This is a genomic window from Stieleria neptunia (assembly GCF_007754155.1).
In the GTDB taxonomy this organism is placed as follows: Bacteria; Planctomycetota; Planctomycetia; order Pirellulales; family Pirellulaceae; genus Stieleria; species Stieleria neptunia.
Genome location: NZ_CP037423.1, coordinates 5,181,831 through 5,199,334, shown reverse-complemented (window position 1 = coordinate 5,199,334; position 17,504 = coordinate 5,181,831). Strand labels below are relative to the sequence as shown.

Annotated in this window: 13 protein-coding genes; 6 read left to right on the top strand and 7 right to left on the bottom strand. The window is 53.4% G+C overall.

The window, feature by feature from the left end:
• Positions 1-30: 30 nt before the first annotated feature.
• From Enr13x_RS17965 to Enr13x_RS17950, 4 genes are read right to left on the bottom strand one after another with little or no spacing between them, the layout of a single operon-like run.
• Positions 31-417 (bottom strand): four helix bundle protein, encoded by a 387-nt coding sequence (locus Enr13x_RS17965; protein WP_145388330.1) that lies wholly within the window; start codon positions 415-417, stop codon positions 31-33.
• A gap of 34 nt (positions 418-451) precedes the next feature.
• A complete protein-coding gene (gene brxC / locus Enr13x_RS17960) occupies positions 452-4,060 on the bottom strand; it encodes a BREX system P-loop protein BrxC (RefSeq protein ID WP_145388328.1) in 3,609 nt (1,202 codons plus the stop codon).
• A gap of 11 nt (positions 4,061-4,071) precedes the next feature.
• Entirely contained in the window at positions 4,072-4,683 is a 612-nt protein-coding gene (locus Enr13x_RS17955) for a DUF1788 domain-containing protein (RefSeq protein WP_145388326.1), read from the bottom strand.
• Positions 4,680-5,270, bottom strand: coding sequence for a DUF1819 family protein (locus tag Enr13x_RS17950; RefSeq protein ID WP_145388324.1), 591 nt, complete (start codon positions 5,268-5,270; stop codon positions 4,680-4,682). Before Enr13x_RS17950 ends, Enr13x_RS17955 begins: the two co-directional genes overlap by 4 nt.
• An 859-nt stretch (positions 5,271-6,129) precedes the next feature.
• Between Enr13x_RS17950 and Enr13x_RS17945 the strand changes: the two genes are divergently transcribed.
• From Enr13x_RS17945 to Enr13x_RS17935, 3 genes are all read left to right on the top strand, one after another.
• Complete coding sequence (locus tag Enr13x_RS17945) at positions 6,130-6,564, top strand: hypothetical protein (RefSeq protein ID WP_145388322.1); 435 nt, start codon at positions 6,130-6,132, stop codon at positions 6,562-6,564.
• A 351-nt stretch (positions 6,565-6,915) separates the two neighbouring features.
• Positions 6,916-7,638 carry a hypothetical protein gene (locus tag Enr13x_RS17940; protein WP_145388320.1) on the top strand — a complete coding sequence of 241 codons (723 nt, stop codon included), beginning with the start codon at positions 6,916-6,918 and terminating at the stop codon, positions 7,636-7,638.
• A 301-nt stretch (positions 7,639-7,939) separates the two neighbouring features.
• A complete protein-coding gene (locus tag Enr13x_RS17935) occupies positions 7,940-8,311 on the top strand; it encodes a hypothetical protein (protein WP_145388319.1) in 372 nt (123 codons plus the stop codon).
• 20 nt (positions 8,312-8,331) lie between these two features.
• Here Enr13x_RS17935 and Enr13x_RS17930 read toward each other — a convergent pair whose 3' ends face one another.
• From Enr13x_RS17930 to Enr13x_RS17920, 3 genes are all read right to left on the bottom strand, one after another.
• Positions 8,332-9,174 (bottom strand): LamG-like jellyroll fold domain-containing protein, encoded by an 843-nt coding sequence (locus tag Enr13x_RS17930; protein ID WP_197456121.1) that lies wholly within the window; start codon positions 9,172-9,174, stop codon positions 8,332-8,334.
• A gap of 251 nt (positions 9,175-9,425) precedes the next feature.
• Entirely contained in the window at positions 9,426-11,048 is a 1,623-nt protein-coding gene (locus Enr13x_RS17925) for a type IV secretory system conjugative DNA transfer family protein (protein WP_145388315.1), read from the bottom strand.
• Positions 11,049-11,444: 396 nt separating this feature from the next.
• Complete coding sequence (locus Enr13x_RS17920; protein WP_145388313.1) at positions 11,445-12,599, bottom strand: carbon-nitrogen hydrolase family protein; 1,155 nt, start codon at positions 12,597-12,599, stop codon at positions 11,445-11,447.
• Positions 12,600-12,870: 271 nt separating this feature from the next.
• Here Enr13x_RS17920 and Enr13x_RS38050 point away from each other — a divergent pair, with 271 nt between their 5' ends.
• From Enr13x_RS38050 to Enr13x_RS17905, 3 genes are read left to right on the top strand one after another with little or no spacing between them, the layout of a single operon-like run.
• Positions 12,871-13,266, top strand: a complete 396-nt coding sequence (locus Enr13x_RS38050) for a DUF4365 domain-containing protein (protein ID WP_197456120.1) — start codon at positions 12,871-12,873, stop codon at positions 13,264-13,266.
• Positions 13,214-13,720, top strand: coding sequence for a hypothetical protein (locus tag Enr13x_RS17910; protein ID WP_197456119.1), 507 nt, complete (start codon positions 13,214-13,216; stop codon positions 13,718-13,720). Before Enr13x_RS38050 ends, Enr13x_RS17910 begins: the two co-directional genes overlap by 53 nt.
• On the top strand, positions 13,708-17,490 hold the full coding sequence (locus Enr13x_RS17905; RefSeq protein ID WP_145388309.1) for a hypothetical protein: 3,783 nt from the start codon (positions 13,708-13,710) through the stop codon (positions 17,488-17,490). The genes Enr13x_RS17910 and Enr13x_RS17905 overlap by 13 nt, the downstream gene beginning before the upstream one ends.
• The last annotated feature ends 14 nt before the right edge of the window (positions 17,491-17,504 follow it).

The window sequence follows — 17,504 nt, the reverse complement described above, 5'->3', positions numbered from 1 at the left end:
TGGGCAGTAAAAACAGGGATGACTGCACGCTCAGCCGGATTTGCCTCTACCTTGTAGACTTCGTTTTAGTCCGTTAGTGATTCGTCCCGTTTCTTCGCAAAGTGTCATCGCATTCGTGATGTCTTCTTCCGTCAGATACTTGAGCCGAACAGAAATAAGCAATTGTGTTTCGACTTCCCGCAACGAACCGTGCGCAATTGAGAGAAAACGTGCAAAGTCGTTGGGTGCATTGCGCCCCTCGCCTTCGGCTATATTTGACGGGATAGACACGACCGCACGTCGGACCTGCGATGAAAGACCGTACCGTTCTTCGTTCGGGAATCGACTGCTCAGTCCATACACAACCTCGACCAAGTCCATCGCACGTTGCCATGCGAGGAGGTCTCGATAGTTTCGAGATCGTCTTGTATTCTCCATTCTTCTTTCTCACTGTCGACTGCCCACTGCCCACTCACCTGATCTCTATTCGCTCATCGTTGTTAATCGCCGCTTCCATTTCCGCCCGTAGTGCCTTCAGGAACTCGTCGATGTCGTCGTGTGTTTCTAAGTAGGCTTTGGTCACGATCGTCTTGGGGTGAATTACCTTCGGTTTCTTGAACTTGGGCGTCACGGTGCCGCCGTCGCCTTTATCCGGGCTGTTCTCTGCAACCTTGTCGGCCTTCTTGGCTTCTTGTTTTGCAACATAATCACCGATCTTGCCGATCGCCAAGTCCTTTAGATTGACGGCATCGGTCTCGGCCTGAGTGATGTGCGCCAGACTGGTTTGGCCGGCCACCTGGCTTTTGAGGGACTCCAGGGGATTTAGGCACGACGACGATAGGGTTGGATCGTCACCCGTCGCGGTGAGTTCTTGCCGGATCGCGTCGATCTGAGCTTCGATCACTTCCAGAGACTTCGTGCGCTGTTCGCTGACCAGATTGTCATTGACCTTCTGGACTGTGGTGATGAGCGGATCCACCTCATGCACCATCCCGTATGGCTCGGAAGCGGTGCGGATCACCTTGATCCGATCCAACGCCCTCTTTGCTTGCTCGTCCTGAGCCAATTGATGTTGGTTGAGGCTGAACTCCTGCTCGGCCTTCAGCATCTTGTCCCACGTCGGTTTCTGACTCTCGAAGAAGTGTTCCAAGTCGTGGAATTCGTCGGAGAGCTGAAGTAGGTCGGCTTCGTCCTCGTTGAAACGCTCCAGGAATTTGTTGCTCTCGTCGACTACCAGCAATGCTTTGATCGTCGCCAGCGAATCGGTGATGGTTGCCCCGCCCGGATACCGGCCATCTTGGGCAAGTTCGGCGTATCGTTTCAGGCACGTTTGCTGATGCGTCAGCTTCTTGCGCAGGAATTCGCAGAGCCCTTCTTCGGTTTCCGGTCCCATCTCGTGGAAGACCTCTTTGCCGATCTCACGAGCTTTCTTCACGTCTTCAATCTTGGCGGTCACCTTTTGGACAATGGTGATCTTTCGCCAGTTCTTGGATTCCGAGAGTGCAGAGTAGAGGTCGTCGTGCTTGATGGCGTCACCGCCACGCACGAAGAGGATTTCCCCGGCCGCGTACAGGCGAACCAGCAGCATCGCCGTCTCCAGTTCCGGCCACCCATAGGGCCGGTCTGAGAAGCGTCCATAACACATCTCGTACATCACGATCTCTTTGTCACGACCAGATGCCAAATCGACGTACCGTCGCACTTCCTCCAACGCTTGCGGGTTGTTCTCGGGCAAATCCATCTGCAATGATTGCTGAGCCGTGTCGTCGCTCTTCAGGATCGCATGGACTTCTTTCAGCGGGTTCTCGTTGAGGTGCTTCAGGTAGCTGAGTTTGGTGAACGTGTTCTCGACGAGGTATTCAAGGGCCTGTTCCATCGCCGTGATCGGTCCGCTGGCGCCGATCTCCAGCTTCTCACCGGCCACGAAGTAACTGGCTTCCACGAGCATGTCACTCAACAGGTTGGCCAGCAGGTTGCGCCTCTGTTGATTTTCTGCGGCCAAGTCCTTGTGGATGCGGCGAGTGGTCGGTGGGGAGGTGCTGTCGTCTTTGGTCCTGATGTACTTGTCGGTCCGCAGATACGCCTTCAGTTCACGGCCGAGTGCTTCCTTGTCGTCCAGACGAACGATGGCCTTACCGTTATCGTCGCTGCTGGAAAGGATGCACTTCTGGTCGCTGCACTGGCTGAAATCGTCGTGCAGCGGACTGATGACCTCAAACGCCATGGCCCCATCGGTATTGCGCCCCGTGGGGTGCTGGTCACAAATTCGGTTGAACGGGATGTCTTTCTTGGTGGCTGAATAGCGGTGCTTTTTCTGATCCTTGAGGACATCCAGAAAGATGATGTCGCCCAGCAACTTTGCCTCGTCGGCACTGGAGATGATTTCCTTCTTGATTTCTTGGTTGATGTCCCGTTCTTCGTTGGTCAGGAAGTAGTACAAGTCGCCACTGCGGCTGACGAGCGAGTCTTTTTCCAATCGGGCCAGACTTGCCTCGATCTTTTTCTTCAGCGCCAGTCGGTCGGCATCGATTTCATCGAGGCACAACGTGACGAGGTTGTCGACATTGCCTTTCATCTCGTCGACGTAGCGAATAAGGAACAGGACCTGCAGGACATGAATGTCAAACGGTTCAAGGTTCTCGTTGTCCCTGGCGTGATCGATGGTTCGCTTGACGGTGGTGTCTAGGAAACTCTCGATGGATGGGTAGAACATGTAGATCGGGACCAGCACACCAAGGTCTCGATCCGCAACCGTCTTGGCGGCATGCTGGAAGGCATCGAGCAGTGACCGCTCGCCTTGCGCCAAGTGCAGGCCCGTGGCCCCAGCTTTGCGGATTGATTCGAAAATCCGTTGCAACAGCTTGAACTGATAGGGGGCGAAGGGATAAGTGTGGACGAAGTCGTCCGCTTCCTTGAACTGCTTGTAGGTAGCCCCAACCTCCCGGAAAGAAAGTTGGTTTTTGAGGATGTCGCCCTTTTCCTTGTACAGTTTTTCCAAATCAGGACGGACCGAGTCGTGCTTGCGAAGCAACCGCTCCTGAATCACCTCGTCGACGTTGGCGCTGGACAGCGATAGCCGAGTCTTGAAACGCCCCTGAATCTTGGAAAAGTCGTTTTCACGACTGGTCCGCATTTCGCCCAGGACAGCGTCGATGTCCTCCTGCGATGTGACGACCACCCAAGCTCGGCCGTTGCAGACCGTGCCAAGTTGCTCGGTGATGGTTTGCAGATTGAGCATCAAGGCCGTTTCGGAGCCGATAAACTGTCCCACTTCGTCGACCAAGAAGATGATCCGATGAGTCGGGCCTTGCTTGTCGAGATACTCCTTCGTCCATTTGGCGAAGTTCTCGATGGTCAGGCTAAAGGTGCTCTCGCCGGTATCGACCCACTTTTCGCAGGACTCCTGACTTTGTCCCAGCGTCTTTGACAAAGCCTCGATCACTTCGTCCCGGTTGAATTCGTAGGCGTCTCGTTCCTGCTTCCATTCGGTCTGGGTGAGCATTTTATAGATATTCTGGAACTCACCGTACTTCCCCTTCTCATCCAGGTAACGCTCCATGTGGGCAATGTGAGCGTGATCGGGACTGTAGCCGAGCTTTTCGTTCAGCACCTTCAGGAACACTGCGAGGATGGCGTCTCGGCCCGTGTTGCTGCTGGCCTTGCTGTCGATGTTGAAGAGAATGACATCGGTGTCGGAAATGACCGCCCGCTTGATATCGCCGAGGATCGTGGCGTCATCGATTTTGTCGTCAAAGAAGTCGACGGCCTTTTTGACCTGCCCGTCGTGCGTGTGCTCTGCGTTTTCCAGCAGGTGGGACAGCACCTTGATGAAGTGCGATTTACCGGATCCAAAGAAGCCCGAGACCCACACGCCAATCTTGCCCGAAATGTCGGGATCATTCGGGGTGTTGATGGCTTCGCAGTACCGTTCGAAGAACCTGCGCAGGTGGCCATCGAGTTCTTTGGTGACGACGAATTCGTCCAACTCCTGCCAGACGGACTCTTCATCCAACTGGTCAGCTTTGACGACACCGTTGATCGGGCGTGCGATGTTCTTCTTGAACAGGTCGCTGATTTTCATAGTGGGTATTCTCAATCGATCAGTCGGAATGCTCGGTAATATCGGGCTTTGCGTTTTCGGTCGCTGGACGATGAATCGAACGCCAAGCTGGCTTTGCCGAACAGCTTAAGCGTGATCTTGTCGTACACGCCGGGATAGAACATCACGAGTGGCGTGAGCCCCATGTGCTTGTGCAGGTTGTTCAGCAATTCGTGCGTGCGGATGATCGGGTACGATGAACCGACACCCGAGACCAGTACCAAGTCGGGCTGGTCACTCATGACCTCTTTGGCGAAATGGTCGGCCAATTTCTCGGCGCTGGCGATCGCCTTGATCGACTTGACGGCCTTGGCGCTGCCCAGCGTGCGTTCTTTTTCTAGCGACTTCTCGAAGTAGCCCCGCCCCTTGATGTAATCGATCAGAAAATCGAACAGGTTGACGTGAACGACTTTCAGGTCGGGTGCCTGTTTGGGCAGCTTGTCGACCAGAAACGCCAAGTGCTCTCTGATGCGCAGTTCGTCTTCAGCCGGGTAGTCGAAAACGTAAAACGGAATTTCATTGCCGATCCCCTGGCCGCTCAGAAAATCTGGCGACGTGAGCTTCGGCAAGATGGCGTTCAGTCGTTCGGTCAGTTGGCCACTCATGGTGCAATCTCAATGCAACGCAAGACGCTGTCCTCGTCATGATTCTGTAGGTACCGCACCACCTCGTCGGCGATATGGACGGTCTGAAGTCGCAACGACCTGGTGTTGTCGATGTAACCGGCCTGCTGCAAAATTTGGAAGACCGAGGAGCGGAGCCTCTCAATGGTCGATTCACTCCACGCCGGGAGTTCGGCGTCCCGGTTCTGGCAATCGGCGATGAATTCGTCCCACATTTGGTGGGTCAGCTTCTCGGCAAAGACGCGGTACTGCTCCTTGACAACCAGTTCCAGAAAGTCGGCCAATAACGCACTGTGTTTGACCGCCGCCGCGAGACAGGCGTGGGTGGCGACAGAGGCATTGCCGTCCATGACCAGTTTCCAAAGGCCGGAATCCATGGTTTCGAGTCGGCCTCGAATCAGCAGGGCGAGCCGGTCGGCAGTTCTGGGGGAGCGAGTTTGCAGCACGTTCTCATCACGAAGCGCAGCCTTCCATGCATCATCGTCGGCCCGCTTCAACAGCAAGTCGGCGATGACTCGACTCTCAGCAACCTTGAGAGAGCCAGCCGTGATGTCTGCTCGGTAACGCAATGGAATCCCGCCAATCAATCGTTTGTAAGCACACGTCGGTCGAAAAAAGCATGGCGTTTCAGTCTGCGACACGTGCTTGAACCGTTCATGGCGTTGCTTTGGAACATTCCTTTTGGTCAGCATGGACCACGCTGGAGATCTCTTCTGGCCAAATCGCAACGACCAAGGCCATCTGGAAGTGGATTACACCAGCCACGCAGCGGCGGCTAGCTCGCGGATCGATCACCGGGAGACAACGCAAGGCGGGCTTAGGAGCCCGCCAAACGCCAGATTGGTGTGTTGCGGGAGGAAGTATAGCAGGCCCCTCATGGTGGGTGAATCATGGCAAAACGAGTGCGAGATCCTGAACATTGTCAGCTTGATCAACATGCTCAAAATCCGTGACATGTCGTGCCTCGGTGCCGAGGCCATTCACGCTGCTCATGGTTCGACCATGAGCGTCCGATCCGTCCGCATTCCCAAAAAGCCTCTACCTCCACGTCCAACGTGTCGCTGCCAAGAGCGAATCGAATCAAATACAGCTAGCCTCGCTCCGCGTGGACGTTCTGCATGACGCCGATCAATGGGTCGAGCGTGAGCCGGTCCAGCGGAGTGTCGCCGGACTTCACCTGCACCCAGATTCACGGCACCCCAAATCCGAGTGGTCCGGAGGTGGCCAAAATGTCGGTGCCTTTGAGATGTGGACAAGAAACGACCCTGCCTTCTAGCGGCGATGGTCACCGGTTCGTGACTCGCATTCCTTCAGATGCACTCAATTGGCTGACGTCCAGATTTCCGGTTGCGTGACATTGTCCCGCATTCAGTTCCGGCTACAATTTCCTCGGGACCGCGTTTCACCCTTTCTTGCCAGAGACTTCCGATGCCAAGGGCGAAATACACAATCACCCCTGACGACGTCGTACACGCCACGTTCTACATCCGCGGGCGGTTGCAGGCTTCAGGATTCGAATTTGTCGATTCAATTTCGCTTGAGAATGTCGAGCGTGGCTTTACAGCGGCAGCGGATGTCAAATCGCGAGTCGATCGGGCGGCGGCGGTTAACGCCTGGTGTGAAACCTATCTCGGCAGCGAAGAGTGGAAGAGACTGAAGACCGCGATCCGCAAGCGGCGTTACCGAACGGAACACTACGACGAACAACACACGATCACGATTTCGAAGAAAGCACATCATCTGCTTTCGAAGGTCGCCGAGCGTGACGACGTCACGTTTTCCGAAGTGCTCGAACACTATTTGTTCAAGGCGTTCAACACATCCCGTGGCAGAGCATCAAAAGGACGCACAACTCGCCGATGACGCGATTGTGTTTCTCCCATTGTGTGACATGGCCACGCATTGGAATCTTGTTGAAGCCTGCCTCCAACCCGCACGTGGGCCATTTTTTCCTGATGGCTTGCAAATTTTGATTCGGTGTGCGTTTGTGCGGCTGTAATTTGTTTCAGCGGAAAGTGAGAGACGCTAATTCAAATTCCCATTTCAAGAAGAAACGCGTTCACCGTCCGACAAAGGGTTGGCACTTGAAACAATCTTCCGTTTGTCGGACCGTAACCTGCTAAGCCAATGGCACGACTTTCCGGTTTCATTAATTTGTAAGCCGGGGCAAATCGTTTAGGGATACGTAACATGACATGGTGATTGTGCGGAACCATGTTCGGAATAAGATTTGCTTACCTTTACGCATTGCTGGCGGTGACTGTCACCCTGGCAATCAATATCCTTTGGAGAACTGACGTGAATCAGGATGAGAAAGCGCAAGCATTGCTGTCAACGATTCTTGGAGAAGTTTTGGCTCTACAAAAGTGGGCTGGACGCTTCGACCTAGATGAAAACAAAGTGCTCGGAGTTTGCAAAGGGATCGAAGCCGACGTGAATGAGTTTTTGTCAGAGCAGATTTCCGAGGCTGATCGAGAAACCATAGACGACATACTCAACGATATCGAACATGAAAGACTCTCGCCAAGCAAAGACGACGTTCGACAACGACTCCGACAAGCAGAATTGAGCGAATCGAAGTTCCTGCGGTACATTGATGTGTGCAAGCACTCAGGCAATTTTTCCGACGCTATCCAAGCGATGGCCGACGAAGACTATTCGTATGTCCGAACGGCAAATCCGAGCTTGGACATGAAACCAAATTTCCTTGGTTCGTCAACTTACGTTGAACTAGTCGATACGACTGAGAATGCAAAGAACATCGCTTGCAGACTTCCAGTCGTTCCGCGAATCGGTGAGACCATTGAAGCCTTCAAAGGTGACGTTCAGGAAGTTGTTGATGTCCGGCATCTAGTGCACAACGACGATGACAAGCGATATGCTACCGCCGCTGTCTACGTCTACTACGCTCCAATTGGTGACGGAAACGAAACGTGACCCGGAGTTGACTTGAGCGATTCTCGAATTGTCCAAGGTCGCTGCCACTGAAACGCAAAACGGCAGGGACTGCGGTTATTGTGACGGCACAATACAACCCAAGGCCCGATATCGGACGGCAAGACCCGCCATCAGTCAAATCAGATCCTCTCGCGGTTGGTGTCGTTCGGCAGGACCGGCGGCGGTGGAATGCACGACCTCCCGATGCTATATTCTCAACGTCGTGGGCTACGCTAGCCACACGCTGCAGCACAGGTGTTTTGACGCCGCTGTTTGTACATCGAATCTCGGATGGAATCCCGTGTCTTTGAATCCCCTTGCACTGGTAGAGAAACTCATCACTGAGCATGGCAGTGCGGCGATTCAAAAAACGCACCTCGAATTGCTCAAAACGCAATTGGGCCAATTGCAATCCGAGCGAGACGACCTCGCTAGCGAAGTTGCGTCCCTAAGAGACAGACTTGCAATTGCTGACGCGAATGTCGCTCAACTCACGAAAGTAACCGAGTTCGTTTCTAAGAACGGGGTTCTTTGGAAACCGGATGGCACCGGTTTCGAGCACCTTCCGTACTGTCCAACCTGCGAAATAGTGGTTGTTGCTGCTATGGACAAGTTTCTCTGCAACAAGTGCGGTTTCCTAACCAACAAATCGCATCCACCTGCCCGAAATTGAGTTCGGAATACAACCGCAATTCACTTATCGGACGTTGGGCTTCGGCTCAGGTTCAACCCTGTTTTTATGTCGCGTGTGAACCTCAGGCGGCGGGAATACAACGCCAGTACGCCAAACACAAGTAGCGGCATCGTGCCCGGTTCCGGTACAGCAGCAATGATGTGTGGATTAGTTGCTCCGGCAAATCCAACGCCAAAAGTTCCAGTTGCGCCAACTACCGAATCAGTGATCGAAGTTGATCCTGGCATTTCGTCGAAGTTGTAGATCAGGAGCGCATCTGCATCAACAGAAAAATCTCCGGAATGAGGTGAGAACGTAGTGCCCGAATACCTAGCGACGGAAGATATTCGAAGAGACTCCATTTGACCTATGAAGCTGCTCCGAAACGTGTCCGGCGGAGCAGTTGAACGGTCGATTGCGCCAATGACCGTTTGCCGAGACGAAGTTCCATCTGGGATGTTTCCGGACGATAATTGAGAACCGATCAATTGCCCGTCTAAGTACATTCGTTCTTCAGCGCCATCGTACACATAGGCGATGTGCCGCCAAATGTCTTGACCTACTGGGCCGCTGAGGAGGGAAGGAGAGCCAATGTTCAAGAAACCCCCAAGCGAATCTAATGACGCGTTGTAGGAGAATTGCTTGTCTTCTTGGTTTGGCCGCCATTGATTGTAGATCATTCCCTGTCCGACTTGCGACGTGTCAAATCTAACAACTGCTTCAATTGTCGCAGCGATGGACATGTTGGGGAACGCATTGACGGCGACCGTGTCGGTTGTTTCGTCGAAAACGACAATGTCAGCGAACGTCGGCGACGTCCAAAGCAGGTAAAGTGTGAGGACGACGAATGTGCGTTTCTTCATTTGAACCTCCAGTTGCGTGTTCATTCATGCGACATAACTAGTAAATCTCCGGTGCCTGCGCCGGGTATTTATCCTACTTCATTTCGCAACAGCTGTGGTTGGAGAATTTCGTCGGAAAAGACCCGCGCGAAGCCGCTTGGTCCGTTCTCACACCCGCCGTCCTAAGCTCCCCATCAGAGGTTTTCGATTGTCGTCTATTCTTACTTCGTATAGAGTGAGCGATGCGCAGTAAAGTGTTGCCCATTAACGCGTTACGTGTTGGCCCGTGGCATCTGAAGTTTCCCGAAGCCGTGATTCACTCTGATTTTCGCCTTCTTTCGACGCCTATGAACCTCGCCGCTCTCGCCCGCAATCTCGACCTCTAGGCTGAGCCCAAGACGCTCACGGTCGTTTGGACTCCAGTTCGCGAGCCACTGAGCTGACTCCGGCTGAAGAGTGATTGCATAGAGCTGCTCCACGTGTTCAGGCACCACAACCGGGTCAATATTGTGCCCTGGTATCGTCACTTTCTGAGCTCCGAAGTGCGGTGAGAGAAAGTACCCCGTCACGCCGTTCTCTCGACTGGATGGAGGAATGTTGAAGAACTCGCTTGGAAGCACGGCATCTCGGACAACCCGCTGAGCGGAGACGCTTTGCCGAAACCCGGATGAATCCGAAGTGTGATGCTCCAAGACTTCGGCCTGCCCAATCTGCTTTGATGACCAGGTGGCCGTCCCATCGGATTCAGCCCGAAGCAAAGCTTTGTTCGACAATTGAGCCACGAGCTCATTCGCGACTCGCTCCCCCGCCGCTTCTCGGAGTCCCTCGATGTCCTGGAACGCAACAACCAAGCACACTCCACGGCTTCGACCTTTGACCGCCAAAAAGGGCAACAAATCAGACTTGGAAACGATCGAGCCCGAGAGCCGTGCTTCATCCATCCACACCCAGGTTCGCCGCGTCTTCGAATTCGATTGAACGTCGACTTCTTCCACGAACACCCGAAACACTTGCTCGTTGATCGCGTCAAGCGAAGTCTTCGTGGTCGCATTCGCACCCAGGAGGAGAACGGATTCCGAATGAAGCCACCGCCGAATGGAAAGCTTCTGCTCTGCGTTCTGCCAAAGTGCCGCAACGGGCTTGAAGTAGCTCATTCTTGAGAACACGGTAGTTGCTACTTGGTAGCCGGTTTTTTCGTCACCCAGGAACCCAGACAACACATCCCGGCCCGATTCGTCTCGCGAGAGAAGCTCTTTGATTCGCTCTTCCGAGAGACATCCATAAACCAAGTCGGAGAACGTCCAACGGCTTCCAGAGTGCTTGATAAACGACTCGATGACGCCCGCAACAACTTGTCTCGCGGCGTCCGTGAAGTATTGATTGCTCCCACCCTTTTCGCCCGGAATGAGAGACGTTGCGAGGTTCAACGCCCGAGCAGGTGAGGTAATGTCGGCGGCAATATCCCAGGCGACCGCAATCGGGTATTCGCTGGAAGCATCGAACGGATTCAGGGTGTAGACCGGGCAACTCACATGCTGGTGACGAAGGAACGCAGCGACATCATTCTTTGCGTCAAAGATGATTGCTCGAGAGTCCGTTCCCGGAGCGATTCGCTTGAGAGGTCCACGCATTAGCCGCTTTTGAACCAGGCTCTTTCCCGCCCCCGTGGTTCCAACCGCGAGAAAATGACTCGTCGCGGCTGACTCGGGCAAATACTCGTTTCCCCACCGCAGGCCGCCTTCTTTCAAAGCACCCGCCTTCTTCTTGGTCGCAACTCGAGTGCGGCCACGTCGATAAGTTCTCGCACGGACGTGACGACGTATCGCTGGAGACAATACGACGAACAGGGCAACGCACACCCCGAGAGCGACACGCAACACATCGAACACACCCATGCCAGAGGGTAGCAGTGAAATGTGTGCTACTCAACGAACCGGACAGCAAATAATCGCTCGCGATTGGGCTATTTCACTATCCGTCATAACCTAACAATTCGATTGCCCTCAAACGATGACGTTCAAGCTCCACAAATCAATGCGCCATTACCGATAAACGGGCATGCCCAATAGCCTTAGGTCCAATTGCAAGTGACACTGCTAATCTGCGTCGGACGACGAATCCGATGCAGTTTGGGGCGGATGTCCAAATACACCATGACGGTTCGTCCTTGGCCACGAACGCTGCTCGATTCAGACTGCTATCTCAACCCGAATTTGCACCGGCGTCGGCCACCGGTGCAGGTAGCCAACCGCTAAACGAGAGCTAAACATTGGCTTCACTTCCCGAGAACTCTAGGGTTGTCGACGACGCATCAACTCACGCTGTGGGCAAGTTACTTTCAGGTAATAGTCGCGTCCAAAGCTGTCGTACCAAAAGGCTTGCAACTGCGGTGTCATGTCGATATGCCAGAAGCCGTCGCCGATCGCCATGGGCGGTTCGATCCGCTCAGGAGTGATCTCGTCAACTACGACTCCTTCCCCAGCGTCACCTGACAGCTTTTGAATCACCGTCCCATCGCGTTCGACGATCTGACTCTCGCCATAGAATTGTCGACATATCTGCTTTTGGCCGGATGGAAAGCGGGGCGCCCAATTGTTTCCAACCAGGTTCGAGTGAATCACGGCAGCGCCGGTCATCTTCGCGAGCCGGCTCGGGGCTTCCGATACCTCCGCACGTCCCTGTTCGAGGTTCTTCGTCCAGCTGTTTTCGGTCCCACCCAGCGCGTCAACTGCTGACTTGGGCTCAAGACCGTACCAGCCCGAAGCGCCAAGAATCAGATCGACGCGACCTTTCAATAGTCGTCTATCGGTGTTTTTCCGCACGAGTTCCCAGCACATGGCCGCACCAACGCAGGTATTTCCGACTCGAAAAACTCCATCCGGGTTGTTGTCTGAACGACTCGGCACAGGTGGTTGCAATGGGTGTTGGCCGTTCCGCTTGAGAAGAGAAACGAATTGCTCGTCGTCGCCACCTGCGTAAAGATGCTGCTCAACCGCGCCCGTGGGAAAATCCTTGTCGTGGGTGAAGACTCTGCCGTCTGGCAAAGCGAGCATGAACGTGTTGTAGACGTGACCGCCACTCTCCGCCAGAAAGGATCCACCGACCCAAACACCCCGCCTGGCGACATCCAACAACATCTTTTGGGGTGCACCATCGATTGGCCTACTCGCATTCAATACGGCAGGATGGAATCCAAGTCCAGAGGTGAAAAACTCAGGAAGCACGACAACTTTTGCCCCCTGGTCGACCGCCTTGTTGGCCAATCTCGAAGCCTTCCTCATATTGGCATTGACATCCCCCAAATCAGCATGCATCTGAACCGCAGCAACGCGCTTTTTATCGAGCGGTCCCGCCCAAGCGTGGTCTGATTTGGCACCAAATGCGGTTGCGGTAAGGACGCCGAAAGACTCTCCAACGAATCTTCGCCTGCTACGCTCACTCGACATCTGAATCCCTCACTGTGTAGTAACGACCACCACATTCTGTCGTTTCCTAACGCTGGAATCAACTCTTAGCGATTTGCTCCGGATCGTGGATTCTGCAGTTCTCACAGGAGAATCGTTGAAGACGACGGGTGTCGCTCCTGATTCATTGACCAAGTGAGCTGAACTGGCACCTCCGAAGTCGGCCGCCGTAGCGCGCGGGTCATGCGAACAAAGTGGAAGACAACAAGATCGAATAGGATCGCGGAGTCAGACACAACTCCAGCAAATACGATTGCTGCCCACCCTTTCCCTCGAAGCGAAGTTTTTGTGCCGGGCCGATTACCGTAATCAAGTCGAGCGGCTAGAATCTAAACTCGCACGCAGCGAGTGGCGGCATGGCAATGATCAAGGGCACGGCTTGTCGAAAAAGAAGAACATTGCGAAGAGAGAAATCACTGGGAATCGTGGTATTGCACTGATCCACCGCGTGGTATCTGACATGGGGCACCTGTGGACGCCAAAAGGCCTTGAGGCCGGAATCGACGGATTCATTGAACTACACGACGACGTAACTTCTCGCGTCGGAGCACGAATCCTTCAGGTGCAAAGCAAGGCCGGTGATAGCTATTTTCGCAGTGAAACTGACTCCGAGTTCACGTTATATTGTGGTGAACCGGATGTCGACTAAGGGCTTCGACAAAGCCATGGCAGATGGGGTTATCGAAGACTTCGAGGAAGAGTACCTGCAACACGTTGCTGCGGAAGCGGGTTTCGACGACTACAACTTGTTTATCGAAATGCACTTCTACGAAAAGAGTAAAGCGGGCAAGGCTGCTGCCAAAGCGGAAGCTGATGAGCAAACTCGACTTGAAGCGGTCCGCCGTGCAGGAAAGCACTTTGGAGAAGACTTACAAATGGATGCACACCCATTTTCCGCACATCGTCGACCATCGACGCCGAAGGTTCGGTTTGGTTTCCGAAGCCGTATTCACGCTCGAAAGGATCGAGCGTTTCGACCTTTTCACAATGCCCGTCGCGATTCTGGTGGCGAACTCGATAGGGGCAAGTGTGAACATTGGGTGGTCGGCTGTGTCTGTAGCGGCAAGCAATCCCTCAATGCACAAGACACATGTTTGATTTAGCAGACGACACCTTCGCATCTGAACTCGTTGAGCCTACCCCAGATGAGTTGGCCGCACAGGCCTCGGACGTTGTCAAAGCGATCTCAGATCTAGACCCAGCTTCGCTGGCTGCGCACTGCGGCTCTTTGTTTTATCAGCCCTCACTTCACTCACGTGTCGTGCGAATTGAGGCGATGGTTCAAATAGCGATGACGAAGTCGACTGGCGGTTCTCCGGCCTCAGCGGACGATTTGAAGTTATTGTTCGACGCTTTGGCCAATACGTCCCTCACGCTTTTTGCGGATTCACCTGGCGACGTGCAGGCTGGAACCGTTTGGTTTCAAGGCCAGAATTTCTGTGTGTTGAACGGCGTCTGGCGTGCGAACGCTTGTAACTTGCAACGAGTTCTTTGGATCGTTGAAACAATGCCTAACGATGGACGGTTCGACGAGTTCAAAGCATGTGTCAATGCTCTACTGACCCTTTCTCAGGTCGCGTGCGCGCGCGCCAGTCTTGCGCCGAACCACGTTAACAGTGGTAAGCCGACAAAGCAGCTTAGAGACTATGACTTGGTTTCCCCTAGCGTGGTTTGCTTCTCCAAGGAGGATTTGAATTCACTCGGCATCGGTCGAGATTCGCTTCGACCATTCATTTCCTTGCCGAAGCGGATGATGGATGCCTCGAAGGCCCCCATCGCAAGTTCGCCGATGCAGCGATATCCATTGGCGGCATCTGAGTCGGACATTGTGCTGGCGATGCCTACTGCAGTTGGCGTCGCTATCCGAGAGTTCGTTGTACGCTTTGCAATTGGCAACCAAATGCTGTCGACTTTTGCCAAAGCGTTGGTGGGAAGCTATTCGCGCTGGCTGACCGAAGAAAGAGTATTTGGTGCTGATAAACAGAATCCGATCGTATTTGAAGACTCAGAGATTGGTCCACTCGCTGAACTTCGGCTGCAAGAGGAAGGTGGTGAGTTCGCACAGGTACTGTTTCTCTTTGACAACACCGAGTCGATTGAAAAAACCGATACCGTAGGTCCTTGGCCAACCCATCCCAAGCTCAGCCGTGTGCTGAAGGAAAAGATAAGTAGTTGTTTGACAGAAGCTCAAGTGACGAGCCGTTACGAATGTGGACTCACGTTGATTGTGACTTGCGGGTTTGGGCGACAGCTCTACATTCCTGAATTAGATCGACCTGACCAAAACTGGCAGGTCGAGATTGTCGATGTAGATGATTTGGTGCATATGTCGAGGACGGAAGAAATCGACGCATTTTACCTATTGAAGATACTTCGTGCGAAAGACAAAGCTGAAAAGCTGGGAGTCACGTTTAGCGGAGACATTGACTTTGCGAATTTCGTCGCCTTCGTTCGTCATCAGCACGGAAATGTTGTCCCCCATGCTGAGATGCCAAAGGATGCCCGGAACAAACCCCTTAACGTATCGATTGCGCCAGACTTCGTGGCTGACTTGCGAGCCTTTTCTCACCAGCGCACTGACATGCGGCTTGCTACCCGTGCCGACGGGACTGCGATGCGTGTTCGGCGATCAGTCGCTCACATTTCCGATTTTGCGTGCCTCGCGCCGACATATACTGCGCTAAGAATGACGGAAGCCGAAACAGCATCGGTCTACGTCACCCAGGATTCACACTGGTGGTTCGTCTTGTGTGACCAGCCACGTAGTTCAGTTGGATACGAACGCTACCAGATGTTGCTCACTTGGCTGCGGCGAACAGTCCCCGTCGTGCAACCGATAGCCGAGGAAAAAGAGTTCGATGTAGTCGAGATTCACTTTCGGTTTTTGTCACCTGTACTCCATTCGGTTGGCGAACTTCCCGAAAGCTATCCGACGGTCGAAGAAATCGAAAACGATATAGCCGTCGAGGTTGATCGGGACCAGAACGTTATCACCCTGACCATCGGTCTGGAGTTTGAAAACGGAATGGGACATGCGACCAACGTCTCTGAATTGGCAATGCTTCGTCGCGTTGTCTCTGGGGTAGCACAGTGGTCCGGCCACTCATTGGAAACGAGTGATCTTGACCGACTTGCCCTTGCCATCACTGGCGGACCCGATGGTCGTCACATGCACGCAATGGTCGGGTTGACATTCCGAGACGGTTTCGCAGAGCAACTAAACCGAGATGCGATTGTACCAGACCAGCTTGACGATGGAATTCTCAACCTGGGAATGGCGTTCAAAGTTGAATCGCGTGAGAGTGGTCGCACGATCATTGCTGGTAAGTCGGAGTCACTTGCCTTTCTAAATCAGCTAGTCACCACACTGGAGGACGACTTGTGCGAAAGGCTGCGTCGACTCGATCGCACTAAGTTGATTCGCAAGTTGATTTTGAATCACGAGGCAGCAGTTTTCCGACGTGATCTCTGGCGGCGTACATCAAAGGCAAATCTTGCGATGCACGACGACTATCCCGAAGCATTGGAGACGATTGTCAATCGCAATCGGAGGTGCGACTCCTGCATCCAACCGACCCGCCTTGTTATTGAAGCCGCGAATTGTGAATGCCCGATTGAGGGTGGTCTGCAACCTGGAAAATCGGACCTGTCGGAACTGATGACTTTGGTCAATACAATTTCAATTGTAGGTGGTTGGTCGGACGCAATCTACATGGACGCGATGAAGCCTGAACTTGAGATCACTCCGCTAGGAAAAGTGCTTTCCGATCCTGAATTTGAGCGTCAGATTCTGCAACCCTTCTACACTAAGGCCACCGAGATCGCGATTTCGGACTCGGCAAAAAACCAAGTAAAATCGTATCCTGCAACGCACAGTCGCAAAGTCCAAGCAGGGCGAGAAACGAAGCCAACCTTCGAGAATGCATTCCTGGAAGAGTTTGGATTTTCGACCAAAGATGTTCAAACGCTTCTGATTGAATTAGTCCGTTTTGGTGAGGATGAATACGCTCTTGCTTATGAGATGGATGAGGAGGAACTGGTCAATCGCTTGGCCGAGACGAGTCTCGACACTGATGCCCAGAATATCGTTAACCAGTTCATTCTTCGCAGTCGCGCGACATGGAGAATTGCTGAAAGGGATGAAGACGCCGATGCCTACCGTCAGCCGTTGGATGGCTACAAACAAAAAGACACCCAATTCTGGCGATTGCGCCGCCGCCTATCTCTGCTGCGTCGTCCGATAGTTGAGCTTTCGCCAGGACGGCTCTACATCGTTCCTGGGATGATCCAAGATGCGTTTGCGTACACACTGAACAACTACTATTACGGTGCCATCCGAGAGCAAGACCTGAATTGCAAGGCTATGTCGAAGTGGAAGTCAGTCGCGGCCCAGGAAAAGGGAACTGAATTCGCAAAGCGTGTTGCTGATGCTCTCAACGCACTGGGTTGGAAAACACGAGTCGAGCGCAAGCTGACTGAGATACTTGGGAAGAAGCTCGATCGAGACTACGGGGACGTTGATGTTCTGGCCTACGACCCCGACTCTGGGCGGGTGCTTGTCATCGAATGCAAGTCGCTGCACTACCACAAGTCACACGGGGAGGTAGCGGAGCAAATGAGCGATTGGCGTGGCCTCACCAACACTAAGGGAAAGCGAGATGACTTGAAAAAGCACCTCGATCGAATCGAAACGCTTTTGGCTGATCCTCAGCAAGTTCGCAAATACTTGAAGGCAAAGACTGAAATCACCATCGAGCCCTGGTTGATGTTCGAGAATCCAGTTCCGATGCTACATGCCTGGGAAGGCAAGGACCTCAGTACAGAGTTTACGTCGTTTTCGGAAATCGAAGCATTGTTCACTTGCAACAAGTAATCACGGGACAGAGA

Coding starts and splice junctions, on each gene's coding strand:
- brxC (WP_145388328.1), bottom strand. CDS start 4,060: ATGAAAATCAGCGACCTGTTCAAGAAGAACATCGCACGCCCGATCAAC.
- Enr13x_RS17905 (WP_145388309.1), top strand. CDS start 13,708: ATGTTTGATTTAGCAGACGACACCTTCGCATCTGAACTCGTTGAGCCT.
- Enr13x_RS17945 (WP_145388322.1), top strand. CDS start 6,130: ATGCCAAGGGCGAAATACACAATCACCCCTGACGACGTCGTACACGCC.
- Enr13x_RS17930 (WP_197456121.1), bottom strand. CDS start 9,174: ATGAAGAAACGCACATTCGTCGTCCTCACACTTTACCTGCTTTGGACG.
- Enr13x_RS17925 (WP_145388315.1), bottom strand. CDS start 11,048: ATGGGTGTGTTCGATGTGTTGCGTGTCGCTCTCGGGGTGTGCGTTGCC.
- Enr13x_RS17940 (WP_145388320.1), top strand. CDS start 6,916: ATGTTCGGAATAAGATTTGCTTACCTTTACGCATTGCTGGCGGTGACT.
- Enr13x_RS17965 (WP_145388330.1), bottom strand. CDS start 417: ATGGAGAATACAAGACGATCTCGAAACTATCGAGACCTCCTCGCATGG.
- Enr13x_RS17955 (WP_145388326.1), bottom strand. CDS start 4,683: ATGAGTGGCCAACTGACCGAACGACTGAACGCCATCTTGCCGAAGCTC.
- Enr13x_RS17920 (WP_145388313.1), bottom strand. CDS start 12,599: ATGTCGAGTGAGCGTAGCAGGCGAAGATTCGTTGGAGAGTCTTTCGGC.